The organism is Flavobacterium sp. GW823-FHT06G12, assembly GCF_058794775.1.
On record NZ_JBXAHE010000001.1, the window covers coordinates 375,153 to 397,544 of the forward strand.

21 protein-coding genes are annotated in these 22,392 nt (G+C 32.1%); 14 read left to right on the top strand and 7 right to left on the bottom strand.

Features of this window, described 5'->3' with window-relative positions; genetic code table 11:
• Positions 1 to 330 precede the first annotated feature (330 nt).
• Positions 331 to 774: a hypothetical protein gene (locus AC1Q5Z_RS01565; protein ID WP_492443525.1), complete on the top strand. Its 444-nt coding sequence runs from the start codon at positions 331 to 333 to the stop codon at positions 772 to 774.
• A 125-nt stretch (positions 775 to 899) separates the two neighbouring features.
• A complete protein-coding gene (locus AC1Q5Z_RS01570) occupies positions 900 to 1,730 on the top strand; it encodes a BRO-N domain-containing protein (RefSeq protein ID WP_492443527.1) in 831 nt (276 codons plus the stop codon).
• A gap of 51 nt (positions 1,731 to 1,781) precedes the next feature.
• On the opposite strand, the gene AC1Q5Z_RS01575 is transcribed toward AC1Q5Z_RS01570, so the two are convergent.
• The 4 genes from AC1Q5Z_RS01575 to AC1Q5Z_RS01590 all read right to left on the bottom strand — a co-directional run bounded on the left by AC1Q5Z_RS01575 (position 1,782) and on the right by AC1Q5Z_RS01590 (position 5,121).
• Complete coding sequence (locus AC1Q5Z_RS01575) at positions 1,782 to 2,168, bottom strand: T9SS type A sorting domain-containing protein (protein ID WP_198856960.1); 387 nt, start codon at positions 2,166 to 2,168, stop codon at positions 1,782 to 1,784.
• Positions 2,169 to 2,777: 609 nt separating this feature from the next.
• Positions 2,778 to 3,179, bottom strand: coding sequence for a T9SS type A sorting domain-containing protein (locus AC1Q5Z_RS01580; RefSeq protein ID WP_198856961.1), 402 nt, complete (start codon positions 3,177 to 3,179; stop codon positions 2,778 to 2,780).
• Positions 3,180 to 3,675: 496 nt separating this feature from the next.
• Complete coding sequence (locus AC1Q5Z_RS01585; RefSeq protein ID WP_198856962.1) at positions 3,676 to 4,080, bottom strand: T9SS type A sorting domain-containing protein; 405 nt, start codon at positions 4,078 to 4,080, stop codon at positions 3,676 to 3,678.
• A gap of 675 nt (positions 4,081 to 4,755) precedes the next feature.
• Positions 4,756 to 5,121: a T9SS type A sorting domain-containing protein gene (locus AC1Q5Z_RS01590; RefSeq protein WP_198856963.1), complete on the bottom strand. Its 366-nt coding sequence runs from the start codon at positions 5,119 to 5,121 to the stop codon at positions 4,756 to 4,758.
• A gap of 450 nt (positions 5,122 to 5,571) precedes the next feature.
• Between AC1Q5Z_RS01590 and AC1Q5Z_RS01595 the strand changes: the two genes are divergently transcribed.
• The 3 genes from AC1Q5Z_RS01595 (at position 5,572) to AC1Q5Z_RS01605 (ending at position 8,201) form a co-directional block, all read left to right on the top strand.
• Entirely contained in the window at positions 5,572 to 6,444 is an 873-nt protein-coding gene (locus AC1Q5Z_RS01595) for an AraC family transcriptional regulator (protein ID WP_198856964.1), read from the top strand.
• 282 nt (positions 6,445 to 6,726) lie between these two features.
• Positions 6,727 to 7,596: an alpha/beta hydrolase gene (locus AC1Q5Z_RS01600; RefSeq protein WP_492443531.1), complete on the top strand. Its 870-nt coding sequence runs from the start codon at positions 6,727 to 6,729 to the stop codon at positions 7,594 to 7,596.
• A gap of 89 nt (positions 7,597 to 7,685) precedes the next feature.
• The gene (locus AC1Q5Z_RS01605) at positions 7,686 to 8,201 is read left to right on the top strand and encodes a hypothetical protein (RefSeq protein WP_492443533.1); all 516 of its coding nucleotides are present in this window, start codon (positions 7,686 to 7,688) and stop codon (positions 8,199 to 8,201) included.
• A gap of 62 nt (positions 8,202 to 8,263) precedes the next feature.
• On the opposite strand, the gene AC1Q5Z_RS01610 is transcribed toward AC1Q5Z_RS01605, so the two are convergent.
• The 3 genes from AC1Q5Z_RS01610 to AC1Q5Z_RS01620 form a co-directional block, all read right to left on the bottom strand.
• A complete protein-coding gene (locus AC1Q5Z_RS01610) occupies positions 8,264 to 10,078 on the bottom strand; it encodes a T9SS type A sorting domain-containing protein (protein ID WP_492443535.1) in 1,815 nt (604 codons plus the stop codon).
• Positions 10,079 to 10,243: 165 nt separating this feature from the next.
• Positions 10,244 to 11,215, bottom strand: coding sequence for a TerC family protein (locus AC1Q5Z_RS01615; protein ID WP_492443537.1), 972 nt, complete (start codon positions 11,213 to 11,215; stop codon positions 10,244 to 10,246).
• Positions 11,216 to 11,446: 231 nt separating this feature from the next.
• Entirely contained in the window at positions 11,447 to 12,463 is a 1,017-nt protein-coding gene (locus AC1Q5Z_RS01620) for a glutamine synthetase beta-grasp domain-containing protein (protein ID WP_177210321.1), read from the bottom strand.
• 429 nt (positions 12,464 to 12,892) lie between these two features.
• Between AC1Q5Z_RS01620 and AC1Q5Z_RS01625 the strand changes: the two genes are divergently transcribed.
• The 9 genes from AC1Q5Z_RS01625 (at position 12,893) to AC1Q5Z_RS01665 (ending at position 22,384) form a co-directional block, all read left to right on the top strand.
• Positions 12,893 to 15,082, top strand: a complete 2,190-nt coding sequence (locus AC1Q5Z_RS01625; protein ID WP_492443540.1) for a glutamine synthetase III family protein — start codon at positions 12,893 to 12,895, stop codon at positions 15,080 to 15,082.
• 399 nt (positions 15,083 to 15,481) lie between these two features.
• The gene (locus tag AC1Q5Z_RS01630; RefSeq protein ID WP_492443542.1) at positions 15,482 to 16,399 is read left to right on the top strand and encodes a hypothetical protein; all 918 of its coding nucleotides are present in this window, start codon (positions 15,482 to 15,484) and stop codon (positions 16,397 to 16,399) included.
• 67 nt (positions 16,400 to 16,466) lie between these two features.
• Positions 16,467 to 16,988, top strand: coding sequence for a hypothetical protein (locus AC1Q5Z_RS01635; RefSeq protein ID WP_343588540.1), 522 nt, complete (start codon positions 16,467 to 16,469; stop codon positions 16,986 to 16,988).
• A 6-nt stretch (positions 16,989 to 16,994) separates the two neighbouring features.
• The gene (csgH, locus tag AC1Q5Z_RS01640) at positions 16,995 to 17,399 is read left to right on the top strand and encodes a curli-like amyloid fiber formation chaperone CsgH (protein WP_343588541.1); all 405 of its coding nucleotides are present in this window, start codon (positions 16,995 to 16,997) and stop codon (positions 17,397 to 17,399) included.
• On the top strand, positions 17,396 to 17,725 hold the full coding sequence (locus tag AC1Q5Z_RS01645; RefSeq protein WP_492443545.1) for a CsgE family curli-type amyloid fiber assembly protein: 330 nt from the start codon (positions 17,396 to 17,398) through the stop codon (positions 17,723 to 17,725). Before csgH ends, AC1Q5Z_RS01645 begins: the two co-directional genes overlap by 4 nt.
• A gap of 16 nt (positions 17,726 to 17,741) precedes the next feature.
• On the top strand, positions 17,742 to 18,146 hold the full coding sequence (locus AC1Q5Z_RS01650) for a curli production assembly/transport component CsgF (RefSeq protein WP_343588543.1): 405 nt from the start codon (positions 17,742 to 17,744) through the stop codon (positions 18,144 to 18,146).
• 1 nt (position 18,147) lies between these two features.
• Positions 18,148 to 19,512 carry a CsgG/HfaB family protein gene (locus AC1Q5Z_RS01655; protein ID WP_198856974.1) on the top strand — a complete coding sequence of 455 codons (1,365 nt, stop codon included), beginning with the start codon at positions 18,148 to 18,150 and terminating at the stop codon, positions 19,510 to 19,512.
• A 55-nt stretch (positions 19,513 to 19,567) separates the two neighbouring features.
• The gene (locus tag AC1Q5Z_RS01660) at positions 19,568 to 21,052 is read left to right on the top strand and encodes a carboxypeptidase regulatory-like domain-containing protein (protein ID WP_343588544.1); all 1,485 of its coding nucleotides are present in this window, start codon (positions 19,568 to 19,570) and stop codon (positions 21,050 to 21,052) included.
• Positions 21,053 to 21,205: 153 nt separating this feature from the next.
• Positions 21,206 to 22,384, top strand: coding sequence for an AIR synthase related protein (locus AC1Q5Z_RS01665; protein ID WP_198856976.1), 1,179 nt, complete (start codon positions 21,206 to 21,208; stop codon positions 22,382 to 22,384).
• The last annotated feature ends 8 nt before the right edge of the window (positions 22,385 to 22,392 follow it).

The window sequence follows — 22,392 nt, forward strand, 5'->3', positions numbered from 1 at the left end:
TTTTAGTTTGGTTCAGGCATTCGTATTTTAAATTGTTTTTGAAAATAGTTTTGCTGTCAAAAAAACAGCATTAATCAATAATCAAACGTCAATTTTGGCTTCTTATTTTATGCGTAATGTTATTTATGTTGTACAAATATATGTAAATCAGTAATATAAGTTGTTTTTTAACGATGTTTTTTTGATTTGGTCGATTATATTATGTTTTTGTAAATAATTGATTTTGTTTGATTTATATGTTTTTTTTGAAAGTGAAAAACGATTTTGAGGTAGGTATTTTTATTTTTTAAAAAGAATATAATTTAACTTTATATCAGAAAGAATATTGCGATGACAATACAGGATTATCTGGATAAAATAGAAAGCTTGCAACGCGAAAACACTAAGATTACATTTTCTGACAATGATGATCTTGAATTTTACGTTCAAAAAATACAGCAAAGTGCCGAATCCTTTTTTATGCTTGATGATGTATTGCAAAAAACTTCAGATAGGATTCTTTTAAATAACGAAGCATTAAAATTGTTTGCGAATCGTTTAGGTTTGTTATTTTTAGAAGAAAAAGAATCAGGAAATGTATGTTTTGTCAATAGCGAAGAAGTGCGTCCAGAATATCGGCAAAGTTTCAGATTGATAGATTTCTTAGATTATATTTATGCTTTTATGCATTCTATGGTATATAAAGAAACACAAAAAATAATCATTTCATCAGAGTCAGTGGTTTTTTGGAAACTGGTAAAAATTGGTTCAGATTTGAATAGAAAATATAAATAGGAGACAATTTATTTGAGTTGGTTTTCTGCTTAAATTTGTAATGTATCGGTGAGAACTTATTATTAACTTGTTAATTAATTGTATGTTTTTTCTTATTTTTGTAAAAATAAAGAATGTAAAGAAAAATGAAAGAAGAAGGTGCTATTCAAATATTTGAAAAGAAGAAAGTAAGGACAATTTGGGATGAAGAGCAAGAAAAATGGTATTTTTCTATTGTTGATGTTATACAAGTATTAACTGATAGCCCTAATGCAAGGAAGTATTGGAGTGTATTAAAACTTCGTTTAAAGAAAGAAGGAAGTGAGTTGACTACAAATTGTAGTCAACTGAAAATGCAAGCGACCGACGGTAAATATTATAAAACAGATGTTGCAGACACAGAACAAGTATTTAGATTAATACAATCTATTCCCTCTCCTAAAGCAGAGCCTTTTAAATTATGGCTTGCACAAATTGCATCTGAACGTTTAGATGAAATGCAAGATCCTGAAATTACAATTGATCGAGCTTTAGAACAATACATGCAATTAGGTTATTCGGAAAGTTGGATTAATCAGAGATTAAAAAGTATCGAAATTCGGAATGAATTGACTAGAGAATGGAAAAGTAGAGGTGTTAAGGAAGGAATGGAATTTGCTATTTTAACAGATATTATTTCAAAAGCTTGGTCAGGAAAAACAACTAAAGAATATAAAGTACTGAAAAGGCTTAAAAAGGAGAATTTGCGAGATAATATGTCTAACACTGAATTGATTCTAAACATGCTGGCAGAAGCATCTACAAAAGATATTTCAAGTGCTACAAATCCAGAAAATTTTGATGAAAGTAAAGAAGTAGCAAAACAGGGAGGAAATGTTGCTAAAGTTGCTTTAAACGAATTGGAATCTAAAACTGGAAAAAAAGTAGTAACTTCTTTAAATTCGAAAGATTTTATAGAGAAAAGAATTGAGAAATAAAAAAAGCAGCTCCTGGTACGAGCTGCTTTCTAATTCTTAGGGGGCAAAAAATTAACGACGAAAAGATGGACTCTGGTTAACAGATTCGTCTAACTTTACAGTCTTTACTTTTTTAGCAGCAACTTTAATTTCGTGTTTCGCAACTTTGTCGTTTGCTTTCACTTCAAGAACATAAGTTCCAGCAGGAAAACTTTCTAAACTAATTGTTTTTGAAACCTCTAATTTGTCTGCTGCAGATTCTCCCGCATAAAGTAAGTTGTGATTCTCGTCATAAATAGAGAAAGATGCATTTTCTACAGTGTCTAAAGTAAAGCTAACTACTTTTCCGTTTCCTGTTTTGATATTTAAAATGTAATCACCTTTTCCATCAATGGCATAGGTAAACACAGTCGCTAAAAAAAAGGCAGCAACTAAACCAGCTTTGGTAAATTTTGTCATGTTTTTTTTAAATTGTTAATTACTAAATGTGGAACGCGTAAAACTACAAATACAAATTTAATTTTTAGCAATAAATTGGCATTTTTTAACTGTTAACTTGCTGAATTGAAACTATTTCTGTATTTTGTTTGAACTATGTACGTAATTACTGGGCTCGCGGTTTTTTAAATTTTAATATTTTTTTAAGTGTTTTAAAGCCACTTATTTTATTAATAAGAATACTTTTCTTAAATCAGACTGAAATTTATTTTTCATCAATTTTAGAAATAAAAAAAACAGCTCTGTAAGTAAAAATGATATATTAATTAACGCAAAGTGCGCTAAGATTTTCGCAAAGTGGGCTAAGTTTTTTTTTTGAGTAGTTTTATAAAATAAAAAAGTTCGCGACGCTATATGGATAAAACTTTGTGAACTTTGAGCTTGCGAAATCTTTAAACAAAAAATCTTTGCGTGCTTTGCGAAAATCTTTGTGAACTTTGCGGTAAAAAAACAGTAAGTATAAAGCAAAAAAAACAGCTCTGTAACCAACCAAGAGCTGTTTCTTAAACAATAAAAATGTAATTTTTAATTTTTTCTAACCTTATTTTATACCTTTTTGGAGTATAAAAATTAGCGTGCAGCGACACTCGAATTTTTAGCGAAACCAGCTTTGTAAGCATAAGAAACTGCATTTCTAGATAGAGAGGCAGTATCACCAATTGTGATCTCGTATTTCGCTTTTTTTACGCTGTCTTCAACTTCTAAGAAGTAAGTTCCTTCTGGAAATTCTTCTAGACTAAAAGTTCTCAAAATTCCTTCTTTACCTGAAGCAGTTTCAGAGTAAATAAGTGTTCCGTCCTTGTCATAAATTGCTAAGTTGGCTTTCTGTACTTTGTTAAGTGCGAAAGTAATCAGTTTTCCATTAGCTTTCATTACGTGAAGATTAAACTCCGACGTTCCATCAATTGCGTAAGTGCTAATTCCTGTGAAAAGCAACGCAGCTACTAAACTCATTTTTGCAATCTTTTTCATGGTACTTAGTTTTTAAATTATTAGTTCTAATTCTCTGATGCTAAATTACTTATGTAATACATGAAAATGCGCAACTGTATTTTCCGATTTCTATGCTATATTCTCATTTACGAAACCGTTATAGGTTAAAACATGAATTATTTTTAACGTTTTTGTTAATTCGGTTATTATTTTTCAATGTTTTGCTTGATTTTGAATTTACAATGAGCTAAGAATTTATTTACATATAGAATTATATGTTTGACCGCAAAGTGTGCAAAGATTTATTCAAAAAGATGCTAAGAATTATTATGCAAGAGGTTTATAAAAACGCAAAGTTCGCAGAGCTTTGTGAAAAAAACTTTGCGAACTTTCCGTAATTCTTTGCGGTAAAAAAACTTAGAGCAAAAAAAAACAGCCCAATAACCACAAAGAGCTGTTTTTAAAACTTTTGAAAGTTTTTAAACTTACTAACTATCTAACCTCACTTTTATACTTTATGAAAGCATAAACTTTTTTAGCGTGCTGCCACACTTGTATTTTTAGCAAAACCTGGTTTGTAAACCGAAGAAACTGCGTTTTTAGATAAAACAGTAGAATCATCAGTTATTGTGATTTCGTATTTTGCTTTTTTTGTATTGTCTTCTACTTCTAAGAAGTAAGTTCCTTCTGGAAATTCTTCTAGACTGAAAGTTCTTAAAATTCCATCTTTACCTGAAGCACTTTCAGAATAAATTAGATTTCCTTCTTTGTCGTAAATTGCTAAGTTGGCTTTTTGCGTTTGGTTAAGACCAAAAGTGATCGATTTACCATTAGCTTTAAGTACATGCAGATTAAAATCTGCTACTCCATCAATTGCATATGTGCTAATTCCTGTGAAAAGCAATGCTGCTACTAAACTCAATCTAACAATCTTTTTCATGGTATTTAGTTTTAAATTAATAGTTCTAATTCTCTGATGCTAAATTACTTCAGTTGTAAGTAAAAAAACAATACTATATTCTCCGATTTCGATGCTATATTCTCATTTACGAAACCGTTATAGGTTAAAATTTGAATTATATTTATCGTTTTTGCTAAAACACTTATTATTTTTCAACGTTTTTGATGATTTTAAATTTACATTGCGATAAAGATTTCTTTAAAAAATGTAGGAAGAAGAAAGGGGCTGAGGTGCTAAGATGCTGAGGTTCTAAGTTTTTATTTAGATTGTGTAATATGTAACGCAAAGGGCGCAGAGGTTACGCAAAGTTCACAAAGTTTTTTTTATCAAAGATCATGTATATAAATGCAAAGTTCGCAAAGCTATATTAGGATAAAGCTTTGCGAACTTTTTTATTTTATAAAATTTACTCAAAAAAGCCTTTGCGAACTTTGCGTAAATCTTTGTGACCTTTGCGTTTAAAAAAATTTGCGGCAAAGTTTCATAACTCAAAAAAGTAAAGAGCAAAAAAAAACAGCTCAGTAACCACAAAGAGCTGTTTTTAAAACTTTTGAAAGTTTTTAACTTACTAACTATCTAACCTCACTTTTTATACTGTATTAGAGTATAAAATTTTAAGTGCCGTGAAGAATTGCACTTAACCTTAATATTTTCTTAGTTCAATGAAGTAGTTCCTTTTGAAGACAAAGTAGAACTATTTGCATCTACAGTAATATCGTATTTTACTTTTTTGAAGCTATCAGCAACTTCTAAAATATATTTTCCTTGTGGAAATTCTTCTAAACTGAAAGTTCTTAAGATTCCAGTTTTACCAGAAGCGTTTTCAGTATAGATTAAGTTACCATTTGTATCATATATACTAATAACAGCTTTTTGTAATTGATTAATTCCAAAAGCAATTACCTTGCCATTTCCTTTTAATACATGAAGATTTAATGCTTCATTACCATCAATTGCATAAGTACTCATTCCTGTTAGAAGTACTGCACATACTAAACTTAATTTCATAATCTTTTTCATATTCTATAGTATTAAATTTTTTTCGTTCATTTCTCTGATGCAAAGTTATAGCAGCATGTGTGGTATTTTAACATCTATATTTTCCGATTTCTATGCTATATTCTCATTTACGAAACCGTTATATGTTAAAATTTGACTTTAATGTTGTGTTTTTGTTAATTTGATTGTTTTTCTTCAAAGTTTTTCAAAAACTAAATACTTCATAAAATTTCCGTTTTTCTTACAATTTTTAGCATATCTATATAAAATCAAGTTTTAAATAGGATAAATAAAAAAAAAGTCGGGAAAAAAAATAAGACTCTAAAAAAAAGCCGATTTCGATGTGAAATTTGCAGTGTTAAGGACGTTATTTTAATGTAAAATTCGCATTTACGAAACCGTTGTAGGTTAAAATTTAAATTATTTTAGGTGTTTTTGTTAAATTTGCTATTATTTTTTAAAGAAATTATCATGAAGACTATTGCCCCAGCTCTTGAAGTGATAACTAACTCATACGGAAGTTCTTTTACCTACACTAAACACGCCGAAAAGACCAATAGTAAAGCTCATTTATGGCACTATCATCCAGAAATTGAGTTGGTTTATATAAATGGCGGGGCTGGAAAAAGACAAATAGGAAGCCATGTTTCTTATTATACCAATGGTAGTTTACTTTTAATAGGAGCTAATTTGCCACATTGCGGTTTTACAAATGAACAAACAGGAAATACAACGGAAACCGTAATTCATATAAAACCTGAATTTTTAGGAAGCGATTTTTTTGTGGCTCCTGAAATGAAAAGGGTGCAAAATATTTTGAAACAAGCTAAGGGCGGAATCGCTTTTGGTGGTGAAACAAAAAAACGTATCGGAAGTAAAATTGAAATGATGGAAAATGAACCGCCATTTCAAAGACTTATAACGCTTTTGAGTGTTTTAGACGAATTGGAATCGGCTGAAGAATATACCATCTTAAACGCTGATGGGTTTTCGATGGAACTGCAAACACAAGACAACGATCGTATGAATGTGGTTTTTAATTTTGTGAAAGATCATTTTCAGGAATCTATTTCTATAGATGAGGTTTCGAGTTTGGTAAGTATGACTACACCTTCGTTTTGCCGTTATTTCAAAAAGATTTCGAATAAAACATTTACCGAGTTTGTAAATGAATATCGTTTAGTACACGCTTCTAAACTTTTGGCAGAACAGCCTATGAGTATTAACGAAGTTTGTTACGAAAGCGGTTTTAATAATTTCAGTCACTTTAGTAAATCATTTAAACAATACACTGGTAAAAGCGCTTCGCAATACCGACATGAGCATAAGATTATTATTAGTTAATGTTTTATGCCACAGATTTCACAGATTAAAATGATTTTTTATTTTTCTGGATTTGAAGAATAAATTGAAAAAATCCGAATAATCATTTTAATCTGTGGCAAAAAAATAGAAATCCGATTGGTCAAAAGCTAATCGGATTTTTTATTTTTCTATGAGAGAGTATTTTAAATTAATTACTGGGAATTAGTGCAATTCGTGGCATCAAAAACCAGTCGGATTTTTCATATATTTTATTCTGAAAAAAGTTATATTTACAAACCCTAATCAAAAAAAAATATCAAAATGAAGAAATTTAAAATGCTATTGTCTGCATTTTTGCTTTGTCTTACCACCATGACATATGCTGCAAAAGTAGACACACTTCAAGTTGCAAGTAACGCAATGGGTAAAACTTATAAGGCTGCTGTGGTTTTGCCAAATTCTTATGCTAAAAGCAAAACAACTTATCCTGTAATGTATCTTTTGCATGGTGCATACGGACATTTTAGCGATTGGCTTAAAAATACTCCAAACAAAAAACTGGTTCATAATCTTGCAGACCAATACAATATGATTATTGTAATGCCAGAAGGAGAGACGTTTAGTTTTTATATTGATAGTCCTGTAAATAAAGAAAGCCAATTTGAAACTTTTATTACGCAAGAAGTAATTCAGAAAGTAGATAAAACGTACCGTACAATTAGTAATAAAAACGGAAGAGTAATCACGGGGCTTTCTATGGGCGGACATGGCGCTTTATATTTATCTGCTAGACATCCCGATTTGTTTTGTGCGGCAGGAAGTATGAGCGGTGCGGTAGATATGAGTACAATGTTGAATAGAGATTCGTCGGCACAGATAGTGAAATTAATGCAACCTGTTTTTGGAGACAAAAGCGGAAATACAGAATTGTATGAGCAGAATTCTGTTTTGAGAATGGCTGATAAATTAAAAGCAAATAAACTACCGTTAATAATAGATTGCGGAGTAGACGATTTTCTAATTGAACCAAACCGAGAATTACACAGAAGATTGGTTTATAATAAAGTTGACCACGATTATACCGAAAGGCCAGGAGCTCATACTTGGGATTATTGGGAAAATTCGCTTCCGTATCATGTATTATTTTTCAATAAAATACTATCTAAGAATCAGGTTACTGCAAAAAAATAAAGGAATTTTAATTTTAAAATAAGCCAAATCATTTTTTTTGGTTTAATTTTTGGAATACCTTTATAGTATAATACTTAAAAAAAATAATTATGAAAAAGATACTTACCTTATTTGCGGTTATCGGTTTAATTGCATTTTCTAGCTGTGAAGGACCAGAAGGGCCTCCAGGAGTTCCGGGACAAGATGGCTTAGTGGGACAGGTTATGGATACAAGGGTTAATTTTAACTCTCCAAGTTATTCTGTATTAATTCCTTTGCAGATCTATCCGTACGATGCTGTCTTGGTTTACCATAGGTATGAAGTTAATAATGGGAATGCGGTTTGGAGATTACTTCCTCAAACATATTATATGAGTGATGGTGGTGCATTGGATTTTAATTATGATTTTACGATAAATGATGTAAGTATTTGGCTTGCAGCAGATTTTCCATTAAACACCTTGTCAGCTGATTGGACTCAAAACCAAGTATTTAGAATTGTTATTGTTCCTGGAGAAAAACTGGCAGGAACAGCGAAGTCAGTTAATAAAGCTGATTATTCAGATTATAATGCTGTTATTGCAAAATACAATATTGATGACAGTAACGTTAAGAAGTTAAACTAAGTTTTAGTTCAATTATAATATAAATAAAAAAAGGAAATCGTAAGATTTCCTTTTTTTATGTTTTATTGCTTAATAAATGTTCTTTGAACTAATCCTAAATTTTGATTTTCAATTGTAATGAAATATGTTCCTGTAATGAAATTGGAAACATCTATGCTTAGTAATTTAGAGTTTATGATTGAATAATTGTTAGAGTTTAGGATATTTCCTGTTACATTTGAAATTGTGATTTTTGAATTTGTAATGTCTACTGTAGATTCAATATTAAGAATTGAAGTGGTTGGGTTTGGATAGAATTGAATGAAAGCCTCGGAGTTAGAGCCATTTAATGAGGATTCATTGCTATAGCTTAAAGCAGTATTGGTAACTGTTCTGTCCTTTAGAATTGAATAATTGATATATGCAATCCTTCTATATTTATATGATTGTGAAAAACCGTAATTACCGCGTCTATCACGAATTACAGTTAGTGTTTGCGATGGTAAATAATCTTTAGATGTTGCTCCCGAAATATTCGCCCAAGTTGAATTAGGATATCCATTTTCCATGCTTAGGCTTTGCCATTGATAGTTTATGTAATTAACTCTAAAAAAAAGACCTTCTTCGATAGGATTAGTAACATCAATCGTAGAACCATTAATAATTTGAGGGCTCTCAAAATTAGTAGGAGGCTGAATTTTTAAAATTTGATCACAGCAAATTGTGTTGTTATAACGTAATCCTCTTATAGCTACTTTTATTTCATTACTAACTTGTGATATATTTTGATAAATTGCGATTCTTCTAATTCTGTAATAACTGTCTTCAAAATTTGAAAGTTGTGAAGGATCAGAAAAAACAAGATTTGCATAATTTTCATTAGGTATAGTAATCCAATCTTCATACGTTCCGCTACCTGTAAGTGTATATTCCCATTTGTATCTATCTACAGGCGAGCCGGGATCTCTTGGTTGTGCCACATAGGAAGGGTTCTGTAATATATTTAGGTTTACTCTTGAATTTCCACCTGTAATTGTCAGTTTATTTAAACTAGATAGTTCAATGAATCCTTCTGAATTTATAATTCCATCACTTAAAATTGAATTTGCGGTTATCGGTGAAGGCACAACTGTAATTGTAACTGTGCTTTTGTTTGGATATTCATTTCCATAAACATATCCCAAGCTTCTTGTTACTGTAAAACTTTCTGGTGATGTTATATGGTCTATACTCAGGGTTTGATTGATAAAATCTGCTTTTCTATTTGTATTTGGATTGCCTTTTGTTTCCCATCTTGAATTAATTCCATAAGGTTCGTTTGCATACGGATTTAAAAACTTGGAGCCTGTTATAAGTTGTGGCTTGTCCCCCAATCGTACAGTTTGGTTGCAACATAATGTATTGGGAATTTTTGTGGGGTTAGGAGCATCTGCAGGAGGGTTTAAAGTAGTTCCTGAATTCATGCTTGAATTTTTAATTACAGCAATATTCGAACTTCTGTAAGCTGTTCCTGCAGGATTTTTGTATTCGGCAAAAATGAATCCGCCAGAAGTTGAGAAATCACTCCATAGCAAGTTTATTACAATGCTTCTACTGGCAGTTCTTCCGCCACCAAAAAACAAAGTTCCTGTATCTCCGCCAAGTGCAACATTGGCATTTAATACATTCGAATTAGAATAATATATTTTTAATGTTCCGTAATCACTAACAGCAACATTACTTGGAATATCAACTTTAACGTTCAATGAGATAGTTGAATTTGGAACAGAGGCTAAATTGATTGGTCCAGAATTAACGTTGGTGCTATTTACCGCAGTAGGAGTTAAGGTAACGGTTTGTGCAAATATTAATGTATTGAGCATTAATGTTGCAATGAGAAATAAGTAATTTTTGTTCATGATTATAATTTAAATTAAAAAGTCTAAAATAAATATTTATACGTAAATTCTTTAATTTAAAATGTTAAATTATAAGAAAAGTAGTAGAAAATTACAAATAGTTGTAAAAAAGAGAGGAAACCTTACGATTTCCTCTCTTTTAAGAATATATGTTTTTAAAGCTAATTATTCTTCGCTTGACGAATCATTTAAAACCTTTTCTGGTCCGAATTTAAGAGAAACTAGAATTCCAACTAAAAGTGATAAAGCAATAAATCCTAAAGAAGCCCATTCTGGAACTTCAATATAATCGTGTAGTAACATTTTTAATCCAACAAAAGCTAAAATAGCTACTAAGCTGTATTCTAAATAACTGAATTTTGCCAACATATTTGCTAAGAAGAAATACATAGAACGTAATCCTAAAATGGCAAAAATGTTAGAGCTAAATACTAGAAAAGGATCTTTTGTAATGGCTAAAATTGCAGGAACACTATCTACAGCAAATAGCACATCCATAACCTCGATTACAATCAAAGCAACAAATAATGGAGTTGCAGCTTTTTTTGCAGTTTTGGTTGAGATAAAGAATTTTTCGCCATCCATCTCTGATGTAATCGGAATAATTTTTCCTAATGTTTTGTATACAAACGAATCTTTTGGATGAAAATCTTCATCTTCACCAGAAAATAACATTTTTATAGCAGTAAAAATCAAGAAAATACCAAAGACATAGGTTGTCCAGGTAAATTTGCTAATTAGCATTACACCAAAGAAAATCATCAAACCACGGAAAACAATTGCTCCTAGAATTCCCCAGAACAAAACGCGGTGCTGGTATTTTTGCGGAATTTTGAACGAAGCAAAAATAATAGCAATAACAAAGATGTTGTCCACACTTAGCGAAAGCTCTATTAAATAACCTGTAATAAACTTCATTGAAGCTTTCATAGGTTCAAGCTGATCTGGATTTTCTATATAATCTGTAGTGTATAGCCAATAAATTACTCCCGAAAACAGGAAGGATAAAGTAACCCAAATAAGAGTCCATTTGCTGGCTTCTTTAGTACTAATAATATGTGGTGTTTTGTTAAAGACACCAAGGTCTAAAGCAAGAATAAAAATTACAGCAAGTAAAAAGAGAGACCAGACTATCATAAATTATTTTTTTTAATGATATACAAAGATAAGTTTTGAACTTTAACTTAAAAATTAAATTTAATCTTAAAATTAAGTAATATTTGTTACTTGTAAAATGTTAAGTATTATAAAGTTATGAGGTTTTTTTCTTGTTTAACCCGACAGATTTTTAAAACCTGTCGGGTTAATGCATAAAAAAAGTGCCAACAATTACGATGGCACTTTGTAAAATATATTGTAAGCTTTAAATTATATTGCTGAGTTAACAGTTTTGATAATTCTAGCAGCAATTTTGTAAGGGTCTCCGTTTGAAGCTGGTCTTCTGTCTTCCAACCATCCTTTCCAACCTTTTTGAACAGTCATTAAAGGAATTCTGATAGAACATCCTCTGTCTGAAACTCCATAAGAGAAATCGTGGATAGAAGCAGTTTCGTGCTTACCAGTTAAACGCTGATCGTTGTAAGCTCCGTAAACTGCAATGTGCTCAGCAGTAACAGGACGGAAAGCTTCACAGATTTTCTCGTAAACTTCTTGAGAACCACATGTTCTAAGAACTGTGTTAGAGAAGTTAGCGTGCATACCAGAACCATTCCAGTCAGTATCTCCTAGAGGTTTTGGGTGATATTCGATATAGTAACCATATTTCTCAGTCAAACGGTCTAATAGGTAACGAGCAACCCAGATTTCGTCTCCAGCTTTTTTAGCTCCTTTAGCAAATAATTGGAATTCCCATTGTCCGCAAGCAACCTCTTGGTTGATTCCTTCAAAATTGATTCCAGCAGCGATACATAAATCAGCATGTTCTTCAACTAATTTTCTACCGTGTGTGTTTTTTCCACCTACAGAACAGTAGTACATCCCTTGTGGTGCAGGGTATCCTCCAACTGGGAAACCAAGTGGAAGTTGAGTTTTAGTATCCATAATGAAATACTCTTGTTCGAATCCAAACCAAAAATCATCATTATCATCATCAATTGTAGCTCTACCGTTAGAAGGGTGTGGTGTTCCGTCAGCATACATAACTTCGCACATTACTAACCATCCGTTGATACGAGTTGGATCTGGATAGATTGCAACTGGAACTAATAAACAGTCAGAAGAACCTCCTTCGGCTTGTCTTGTAGATGATCCATCAAATGACCAGTTTCCAAGCTCCTCTAATGTTCCTTTGAAGTTTTCGTGTTCTTCAACTTTAGTTTTACTTCTAAGATTTTGAGTTGGTTCATATCCATCTAACCAAATGTACTCTAACTTAATTTTAGCCATAATAATATAAATTAATTTTTTTGTTTTTTTTCGTTGGGTCAAATATAGATTTATTTTTTTAGTCCCAAAAATTAGGGGGCTATTTTGTTTTGCGAAGTATAATTTTTTGGATAAGCGCAATTTTGTTAGGGGTATATTTTAAAAAAAGCAATTTTAATTACCTTAAAAAAATAAATTCGTAATAATTACGACGCATTTTTGAATTTATGAGTTAAGAAATTATGAAAAAATGTTTATTTAATCAATAATACCGTACAGTTTTGTTATATTTCTGTGATTTGAATTCATTATTCTTCGAAAAAAGCAGTTTATGTTGAAAAATTCTATTTCAAAAATCTAAAATTTATATTCTAAATAGGTTCTTTATTTGTTTATATTTGCTGATCATTTTTTAATGAAAATTAGTACGAATTTAAAACATACATAACCATGTCAACATTACGTTTCCAAGCTTTACAACAAGCTTCTAACAGAAAGCCGGTACATTTTGAGGAAATTGGCCGAAAATCAAATCTTTTTGGTGCAAATGTGTTTAATGAAAAGGCAATGAAGCAATATTTAACTTCAGATGCATTTAAAGGAGTAAGAGATGCGATCCAGCACGGAACTAAAATCGACAGAAAACTAGCAGATTATATTGCTATGGGAATGAAAGAATGGGCTCTTTCTAAAGGTGTAACACATTATACACATTGGTTTCAGCCACTTACAGGAACTACAGCAGAAAAACACGATGCTTTTTTTGAAACTTCTTATGATGGAAATGAATCTGTAGAAAAATTTGGAGGAGCGCAATTGGTACAGCAAGAGCCAGATGCATCTAGTTTTCCGAATGGCGGAATCAGAAACACATTCGAAGCAAGAGGTTATACAGCTTGGGATCCTACTTCTCCTGCTTTTATATATGGTACAACTTTATGTATACCAACAGTATTTATTGCTTACACAGGTGAAGCTTTAGATAATAAAATACCTTTATTGAGAGCATTATCTGCAATTGACGAAGCAGCGACAGAGGTTTGTAAATATTTTGACAAAAATGTAAAAAAGGTAACAGCAACATTAGGTTGGGAGCAAGAATATTTCTTGATTGATAAAGCGTTGGCAAATTCTCGTCCCGATTTAATGATGACAGGAAGAACCTTATTAGGACACACTTCTGCAAAAGGTCAACAATTAGACGATCATTATTTCGGATCTATTCCAACTCGTGCTCTTACTTATATGAGAGATTTAGAGCAAGAATGTATGTTATTGGGTATTCCAGTAAAAACACGTCATAATGAGGTTGCGCCAAATCAGTTTGAGTTGGCTCCGATTTTTGAAGAAACCAATCTTGCTGTAGATCACAACTCTTTATTAATGGATGTAATGCAAAGAGTGGCAGAACGTCATGACTTTAAAGTATTATTTCACGAAAAACCATTTAAAGGTGTAAACGGTTCAGGAAAACATAATAACTGGTCGTTGGCAACAGATACAGGAGTTAATTTATTAAGTCCGAGTAAAACGCCAATGAGCAATTTACAGTTTTTGACTTTCTTTATTAATACGATTAAAGCGGTAAACGATAACGAGACTTTATTAAGAGCTTCTATCGCAACAGCAAGTAATGACCACAGGTTAGGAGCAAACGAAGCGCCACCAGCGATTATGTCAGTATTTATTGGAGCTCAATTAACAAAGGTTTTATCTGAATTAGAGAGCGTAACAACAGGAAAACTTTCGCCAGAAGAAAAAACAGATTTGAAATTGAATGTTGTTGGAAAAATTCCAGACGTATTATTAGACAATACAGACAGAAATAGAACTTCGCCTTTTGCTTTTACAGGAAATAAATTTGAGTTTAGAGCGGTAGGTTCAAATTCAAATTGTTCTAATGCAATGACAACTTTAAATGCAATTGTAGCAAAACAGTTAATTGATTTTAAAAATGAAGTAGAGAATTTGATTGAAAATAAAGACATGAAAAAAGATGATGCGATCTTTAATGTCTTAAGAGAATACATCAAACAATCTAAAAAAATCCTTTTTGAAGGAGATGGTTATAGCGAAGCTTGGGAAAAAGAAGCAGTAAAAAGAGGATTAAGTAATTTTAAAACAACTCCAGAAGCGATTAAAGCAAAAGTTTCGAAACAAGCTTTGGAATTGTTTGAAGAATTAGGAATCTTTAATCATGTAGAAGCCGAGGCGCGTTACGAAATCGAATTGGAAGAATATACTAAAAAAATCCAGATTGAAGGTCGCGTTTTAGGAGATATTGCAAGAAACCATGTAATTCCAACGGCTATTCGTTATCAAAATACATTAATTGAAAACGTAAAAGGATTAAAAGAGATTTTTGGAAAAGAATTTGAAACTATTGCAAAAGAGCAGATTGTTTTAATTAAAGAAATTTCAGGTCATATTGAAGGAATCAATTCTAAAGTATTGGCAATGACTAATGAAAGAAAGAAAGCAAATCAATTAACTGATGCTCAAAAAATGGCAGAGGCGTATTGCAATAACGTAAAACCATATTTTGACGAGATTCGTAATCACTGCGATAAATTGGAATTATTGGTAGATGACGAAAGTTGGACATTAACCAAATACAGAGAATTATTGTTTACTAAATAATTAAGAAACAATTTGTTAAAGCCTGTCTTCTAAGACAGGCTTTTTTTTGCTTAAATAGTAATAAAGCCCCTATTTAATTGATATTTTCTTTGTTACAGATGCTTTAAATGTAAACAAATTGTAATAAGTACCTTTTTTCCTATGAAAATTTATAAGCTTTTTGGCAGTTCATCGAGATAGTTTTACAGTTTGTCGAAAAGAGGTTAATATCTTGTAAAATAGGTATTTATACTGAATCTTGTTTTGGAGAAGTTTTATAATTTTGGTCATGAAGTTGAGAAAATAAATTAAAATTTGTTTTCAAATGGCGTTGTAAAGTCCCCGTCTTTCCCCCAAATTTCGAATCTGCAAATTACCTACATAATAAGTTGTATTAATAACCAATTAAATATATTTATTATGAAAAAAGTAATTTTAAGCATCTCAGCGATGCTGTTTGTAGGAGTAGCGGCTTTTGCACAGGTAGTAACTATACCATTAGATCCACCGGCACCTAATTCAAGTTACGTAAATCAAACTGGAACAACTCAAGATGCTTATGTGCATCAAATTGGTACTGCACAAAGTTCTAGTGTAATTCAAAAAAATGCGAATAATGAGGCAGATGTTTACCAAGGAGTTAATCCAGGAGAAATTACGCTTCCTATTCTTGGAAATTTGTCTAACAACAACTTAGCAGAAGTGTCACAAGATGGAAAACGTAACAAAGCTTTTATTTCACAAAACAACTGGAGAAATGAAGCTTATCAAACTCAAGTAGGAAATGATAACTCAGCTACTATTTGGCAAGATGAAACTCAAGTTGGATCATCTCCAGTTTATTTGGATCTAAAAGGAGAAGATAAAGCGACTCAAACTCAAACAGGAAATAATAACTCTGCTACGATAGATCAAGGTACAACAGGAAATACTCTTCCAACAGCTTCAGTTTTTACTGGAATGGCTCCATTAACTACACTTGTTCCTAAATCTCCTCATGGAAGAAATGAAGCTACTCAAACTCAAAATGGAAATTACAACAAAGCTTATGCTAGCCAAGGAGGTTTAGATAACGAGTCTAACCAAACTCAAACTGCAGGAGCACTTGCAAGTGCTACAAACAGCAATGAATCTAACCATTACCAATTTGGAAATTCTAACATTGCTAATTCAACTCAAACTGGATATAGAAATACAGAAAATGTGTTGCAAGAAGGAAATTCAAACAGATCTTACTCAACACAAACTGCTAATTCTTTTTTATCAACAGGAAACGTGAATTTAGTAATTCAACAAGGAACTTCGAACTTATCTACAGTAGTTCAAAGTAACCACTAGTTGTAAAAATATAAAACACAACAGCTTCATTCTTAGCTGTTGTGTTCTTAATTAAAATATAAGTATTATGAAAGCAATTTTTTTAAATATTGTCTTTTTAATGTTTTTTTCAGCAGCTCTCATTGCTCAAGAGAAAGAAGAAAACCCAGAATTTAAAAATTACAGTTCATCTCTTTTCGATTCAAAAGAAAAAGCTTTTAGCATTGTTTCAAACATGAACAAGAAAGAACGTGACGAATTAAATTCTAAAATTCAATCGGGTGTTCAAATTCAGCAAATTGGCGATTTCAATAAGGTTTATGCTGCTTTAAAATCGAATGATACAAAAGTGGCAGTAGATCAAAATGGTGATAATAATTCACTAGCATTAGATAAAAATGCAAAAACAATTACTCAAAGCGTTATTCAGCAAGGCGATAACAACAAAATTTCCGATTTTACATTGTACACCAATTACAATATCAATATGGAAATGATCCAAAAAGGAGATAATCAAAACATTCAAAATATTGGAACCAATTCGATGTCAAAGAATATGAAAATAACTCAGACAGGAAATGGCGCTTCTATTATTTTAATAAATAATTAAAATAACATGCGTTTTATAAACAGACATATTACCATCTTTTTAATGCTTTTTTCAGCTTTAATGTTTGCACAAGTTCCTCAGGATAAATTAAAGGCAAAAATTGAAGTAGAAAAAGTAGAAAACAGCGTAAAGATTACAGGTACTGCAGAAAACTTAACAGATGTAATTCGAAGTGCAGCTTATCGTTTGTCTGTTATAAAAAACAATAATAAAAGTAATAATCAGTCTAGTAATGATCAAGTTGGTGTTTTTACTTTACAACCCAATGAAATTCAGAAATTGTCTACTTCACAGATCAATTTAACAGCAGATGATGAGGTAATCATTTTGCTTTTGTTTTATGATGAGGATAAGCAAATCGTAGCAAAAGATCGAGTAGTACTTGGCGAAGAAAAAAAAAAGATAATGTGATAGTCCTTCCTGTTGATGGATTTGTCTTAAAAGGAATTATAACAGATGAAACCAAAACAAAAGCAGGAAAAGATTTTTACGATCGGTATTATTACAAATACAATGAAATAGGAATAAATGCTGATAAAATAGTAACAATAGGTGAAGAGTATAGTTTTGCTAGAAACACTGCCATAACTATTATGATAGATAATGAAATAGTATATCAGTTTTTAGTAAGACCAGATGACGAATTTCTTGATGCGGTTGCAGTAGAGGCTGTAAACGAAACTTTTACCTATTTGAAAGAAAAAGAAAAACAACGCAAATATTTCACTCAGTATTAATTTTATTATTAGCGACATGAAATTTATTTTAACCCTTGCAGTTTTTCTGCTTATTTCTCCATTTATAAATGCTCAAGCTTTAGTTTACAAACCTGTAAATCCAGCTTTTGGAGGAGATACTTTTAACTATCAGTGGCTTCTAAGCAGTGCAGAAGCGCAAAATAAACAAAAGGACAAAACAGCAGAAACCAAACCCCAAACTGATTTAGAACGATTTAAAGCCAATTTAAACTCGCAATTGCTAAATCAGATTTCTAGTTCTCTTTATAAACAGCAATTTGGTACAGATGGTATCAAGGAAGGCTCTTATACATTCGGAAGTTATTCAGTAGATGTCTATCCATCTTCTGACGGATTAACTTTAAATATCCTAGATACCAATACAGGAGAACAAACCCAAGTAATCATCCCAAATCAATAATATGCGATTCCATTACTATTTATTTATTGTATTTGGATTTCTTTTTACTGGTTGCGGCGCTTATTATAATCAACCCACAGGAGTACAAAAAGCTGTTTTGGGAGAAGGAACGCCTGCGACTTCATTATTAAAAGATTTACCAAAACCTAAAGAGCAAGTTGTAGTTGGTGTCTATAAATTTAGAGACCAGACTGGACAATATAAACCTCAGGAAAACGGAAGCAGTTTTAGTACTGCTGTAACTCAGGGCGCAACGTCTATTCTAATAAAAGCGCTAGAAGACTCAAAATGGTTTGTGCCAATTGAGCGCGAAAATATTGGAAACTTATTGCAGGAGCGAAATCTTATTCGAGCCACAAGACAGGAATATGTAAAAAATGCAAATCCGAACGAACCCCAGTTAACTCCATTATTGTATGCAGGAGTTTTGTTAGAAGGAGGTATAGTTTCCTATGATTCCAATATTATTACAGGCGGATTTGGTGCTCGATATTTTGGAGCTGGAGCTTCTGTGAAATATCGCCAGGATCGTGTTACAATATACTTAAGAATGATTTCTACTTCAAACGGAAAAATTCTAAAATCAGTTTATATCTCAAAAACTATTTTGTCTCAGGCTATCGACGAGAGTCTTTTTAGATATGTAAATTTTAAAAGGCTTTTGGAAGTAGAAACCGGATATACAACTAATGAACCCGTACACATGGCTGTAACAGAAGCGATAGAAAAAGCGGTAGAATCATTGGTTTTAGAAGGAATAAAAGATAATATCTGGGAAGCCGATGCACCAAAATGGCAGGTTGACAATTTATTAAAAGCGTACGCAGAAGAAACCAAAACGGCAGATGTTACAGGACTTTATGATAGGGTTTTAGAAAATAGAAGAAGCCAGTTTGCTATAGAACTTTCTGGTGGAGCTACTTTAATGGATGGAGATTATCAAGATCCGCTTTTAAGACCTTTTGGACGCGGAGCTTTAAAATTCTTTATTACTCCAAGTTTTAATATCAGCGCTTCTACAAATGTGGTAAATCTTGCCAATAAAAATTTAGTAGATGTCGGATACATTACATACGATCTTAATATGGAGTGGGTCATACTTCCTAAAGACCGTCTTACGCCGTATTTATATGTAGGTGGCGGATATGGAATGAATAGGAAATTTGAAAATACATACGGCAAAGTTCAATACGGAGGAGGTCTTGAATATTTGGCTTCAGATAGAATAGGAATAAAATTATTTGCGGAGCAAAATATCAATTTCAGTGATAATATCGATTATATAGTTGCTGGAACCCGAGATGATTACTATTATAAATTTGGATTAGGGCTGACTTATTATTTTGTGAAGAAAAAGAAAAAGTAAATCGGTCATTTCGAAGATGTAAGAAAGAAGTTTAAATTTTAAAAGTAAGGTAATAATGAAGTATTTATATAAAATAGCAAGTGTACTTTTTTTATTAGGTCTGGTTTCCTGCAGCGAAGAGAAAATTGGAGAATCTCAGTTTGGAACTGTAACCGGAAAAGTAGTCAACAGTGATACTTTTGAACCAATGGAAAATGTAAAAATATTATCAAGTCCAACAACTAGCACTGTTTTTACAGATGCCGAAGGAAAATTTACGGTTTCGAATGTAAAAGTGGGCGAATATTCTTTTCAAGCCCAAAAGGATGGTTTTATAGCAAAATTTGAAGCGGTTACTGTAACAGCCAATAACACTTCTGAAATTGTATTTGAATTAAGCAAATCGACAGCAAATAACAAACCTCCAACAGTTCCGGTTTTGGCTGCTCCAACAGATAACAGCACAAGCCAGCCTATAAATTTAGAACTCAGTTGGACTGTTACCGATCCTGATAATGATACGATGACATACACGATAAATCTGAGAAACGATAAAAATAGCGATATCGCGGTTTTTACAGATATAAAAGACAAAAAACTGGCACTGACAAATTTAATGTATGGCACGAAATATTATTGGCAAGTTTCTGTAAGTGATGGAGTAAATGCACCAATTTTAAGCACAATAAGCGCATTTTCTACAATTGCATTTCCAGCAACAAGGCATTTATTTGTGAAAACCATAAATGGAAACAACGTAATTTTTACAGCAGATGATACAGGAAAACAATACCAATTAACAAGTTCTGATAAAAATTATTGGCGACCAAGACGAAATAATCAGGCTCAAAAAATAGCATTTATAGGAACAACAGGTTCGCAAAATGATATTTATACGATGAATTTTGACGGAACAAACATAAAAAAAGTAACAAGTTCTATTCCTATTGCTGGGTTTAATGCAAATTATATAGGGTATTCGTGGAATGCTTCTGGAAGCGAATTTATTTATCCGAACTTTGATAAATTATATAGGATAAAAAGCGATGGAAGTGGAGTCGCCAAAATATTCCAAACCCCAAACGGTAAATTTATTTCAGAATGCGATTGGAGTGCAGATGGAAGTAAAATAGCTTTAAAAGTAAATGATATAAATGGCTATGGCGTAGAAATTTATGTTATAAATCCGTCGGGAGTTGTAGTAACGCCAATATTGGCTGGCTTACCGGGTGCTGCCAGTGGTTTAAATTTTTCAGTTTCTGGTTTAAAATTACTTTATGCTAGAGATGTTTCGGGATTTGAAAACAGTAATTATCGTCAATTAGATTCCAGAATTTTTGAATATAGTTTTGTTTTAGGGAATTCGTACGAATTAACGACAGGTAAGCCTCAGGGAACAAATGATTTAGATGTTAGGTATTCGCCAAACGAAGCCGAGCTGATTTTTATGAATACATCAAATGATGGACTTTCTGTTAAAAATGTAGTAAAAACAGGAATTGGAGTTACTGATTCTAGAGTAATCTTATTTACAGGAGCTTCAATGCCCGACTGGGAATAAAAGCAGCAAGCCAAAGTTTCATAACCAATTTTATTTCGGGAGATCGGCAGAATATATACTTCTGCCGATTTTTTTATCAATCAAATAATCGAATAAGGCAAAGAATTAAAAAAAGGGATTATCTTTGCAGCACATCAACACAAACTAATTTTCATGAGTTCAGATTCTAGCAAAAGATATGCACAAAGAGGTGTTTCGGCATCAAAAGAAGACGTACATAACGCTATAAAAAATATTGACAAAGGTTTATTTCCGCAGGCATTCTGTAAAATTGTTCCTGATTATTTAACTCAGGACAATGATCACTGCCTAATTATGCATGCTGACGGAGCGGGTACAAAGTCGTCTTTAGCATACATGTATTGGAAAGAAACTGGAGATCTTTCTGTTTGGAAAGGAATTGCTCAAGATGCCTTAATCATGAATATTGACGATTTATTGTGTGTTGGCGCAACAGATAATATCTTACTTTCTTCAACAATTGGAAGAAACAAAAACCTAATTCCAGCTGAGGTAATTTCTGCAATCATCAACGGAACAGAGGAACTAATCAACGAATTAAAATCATTTGGAGTTACCATTCATTCAACAGGAGGAGAAACAGCAGATGTTGGCGATGTAGTTCGTACCATTATTGTAGATTCTACTGTAACAGCTCGTATGAAACGTAGTGATGTTGTAGACAATGCAAATATTAAAGCTGGAGATGTAATTGTTGGTTTGGCTTCTTTCGGACAAGCAACTTACGAAAAAGGATATAATGGAGGGATGGGAAGTAACGGACTTACTTCTGCACGTCATGACGTTTTCGGAAAATATTTGGCTAAGAAATATCCAGAAAGTTACGATGCTGCCGTTCCAGAAGAATTAATTTATTCAGGACAAGTAAACTTGACAGATGAAGTAGAAAACAGTCCAATCAATGCTGGACAATTAGTGCTTTCTCCAACAAGAACTTACGCACCAATTATAAAGAAAATTTTAGATAAATATACTCCAGAAGATATTCACGGAATGGTACACTGCAGTGGTGGTGCACAAACTAAAATTTTACATTTTGTAAAAGACTTACATGTTATAAAAGACAATTTGTTTCCGGTGCCGCCATTGTTCAAATTAATTCAAGAACAATCAAAAACAGATTGGAAAGAAATGTATCAGGTTTTCAACTGCGGTCACAGAATGGAGCTTTACGTTCCAGAAAATATTGCACAAGATATTATCGAAATTTCGAAATCATTTAATGTTGATGCGCAGATTGTAGGTAGAGTAGAAGCTTCAGATTCTAAAAAGCTTACAATTACTAGCGAATACGGAACATTTAATTATTAAAAAAAATA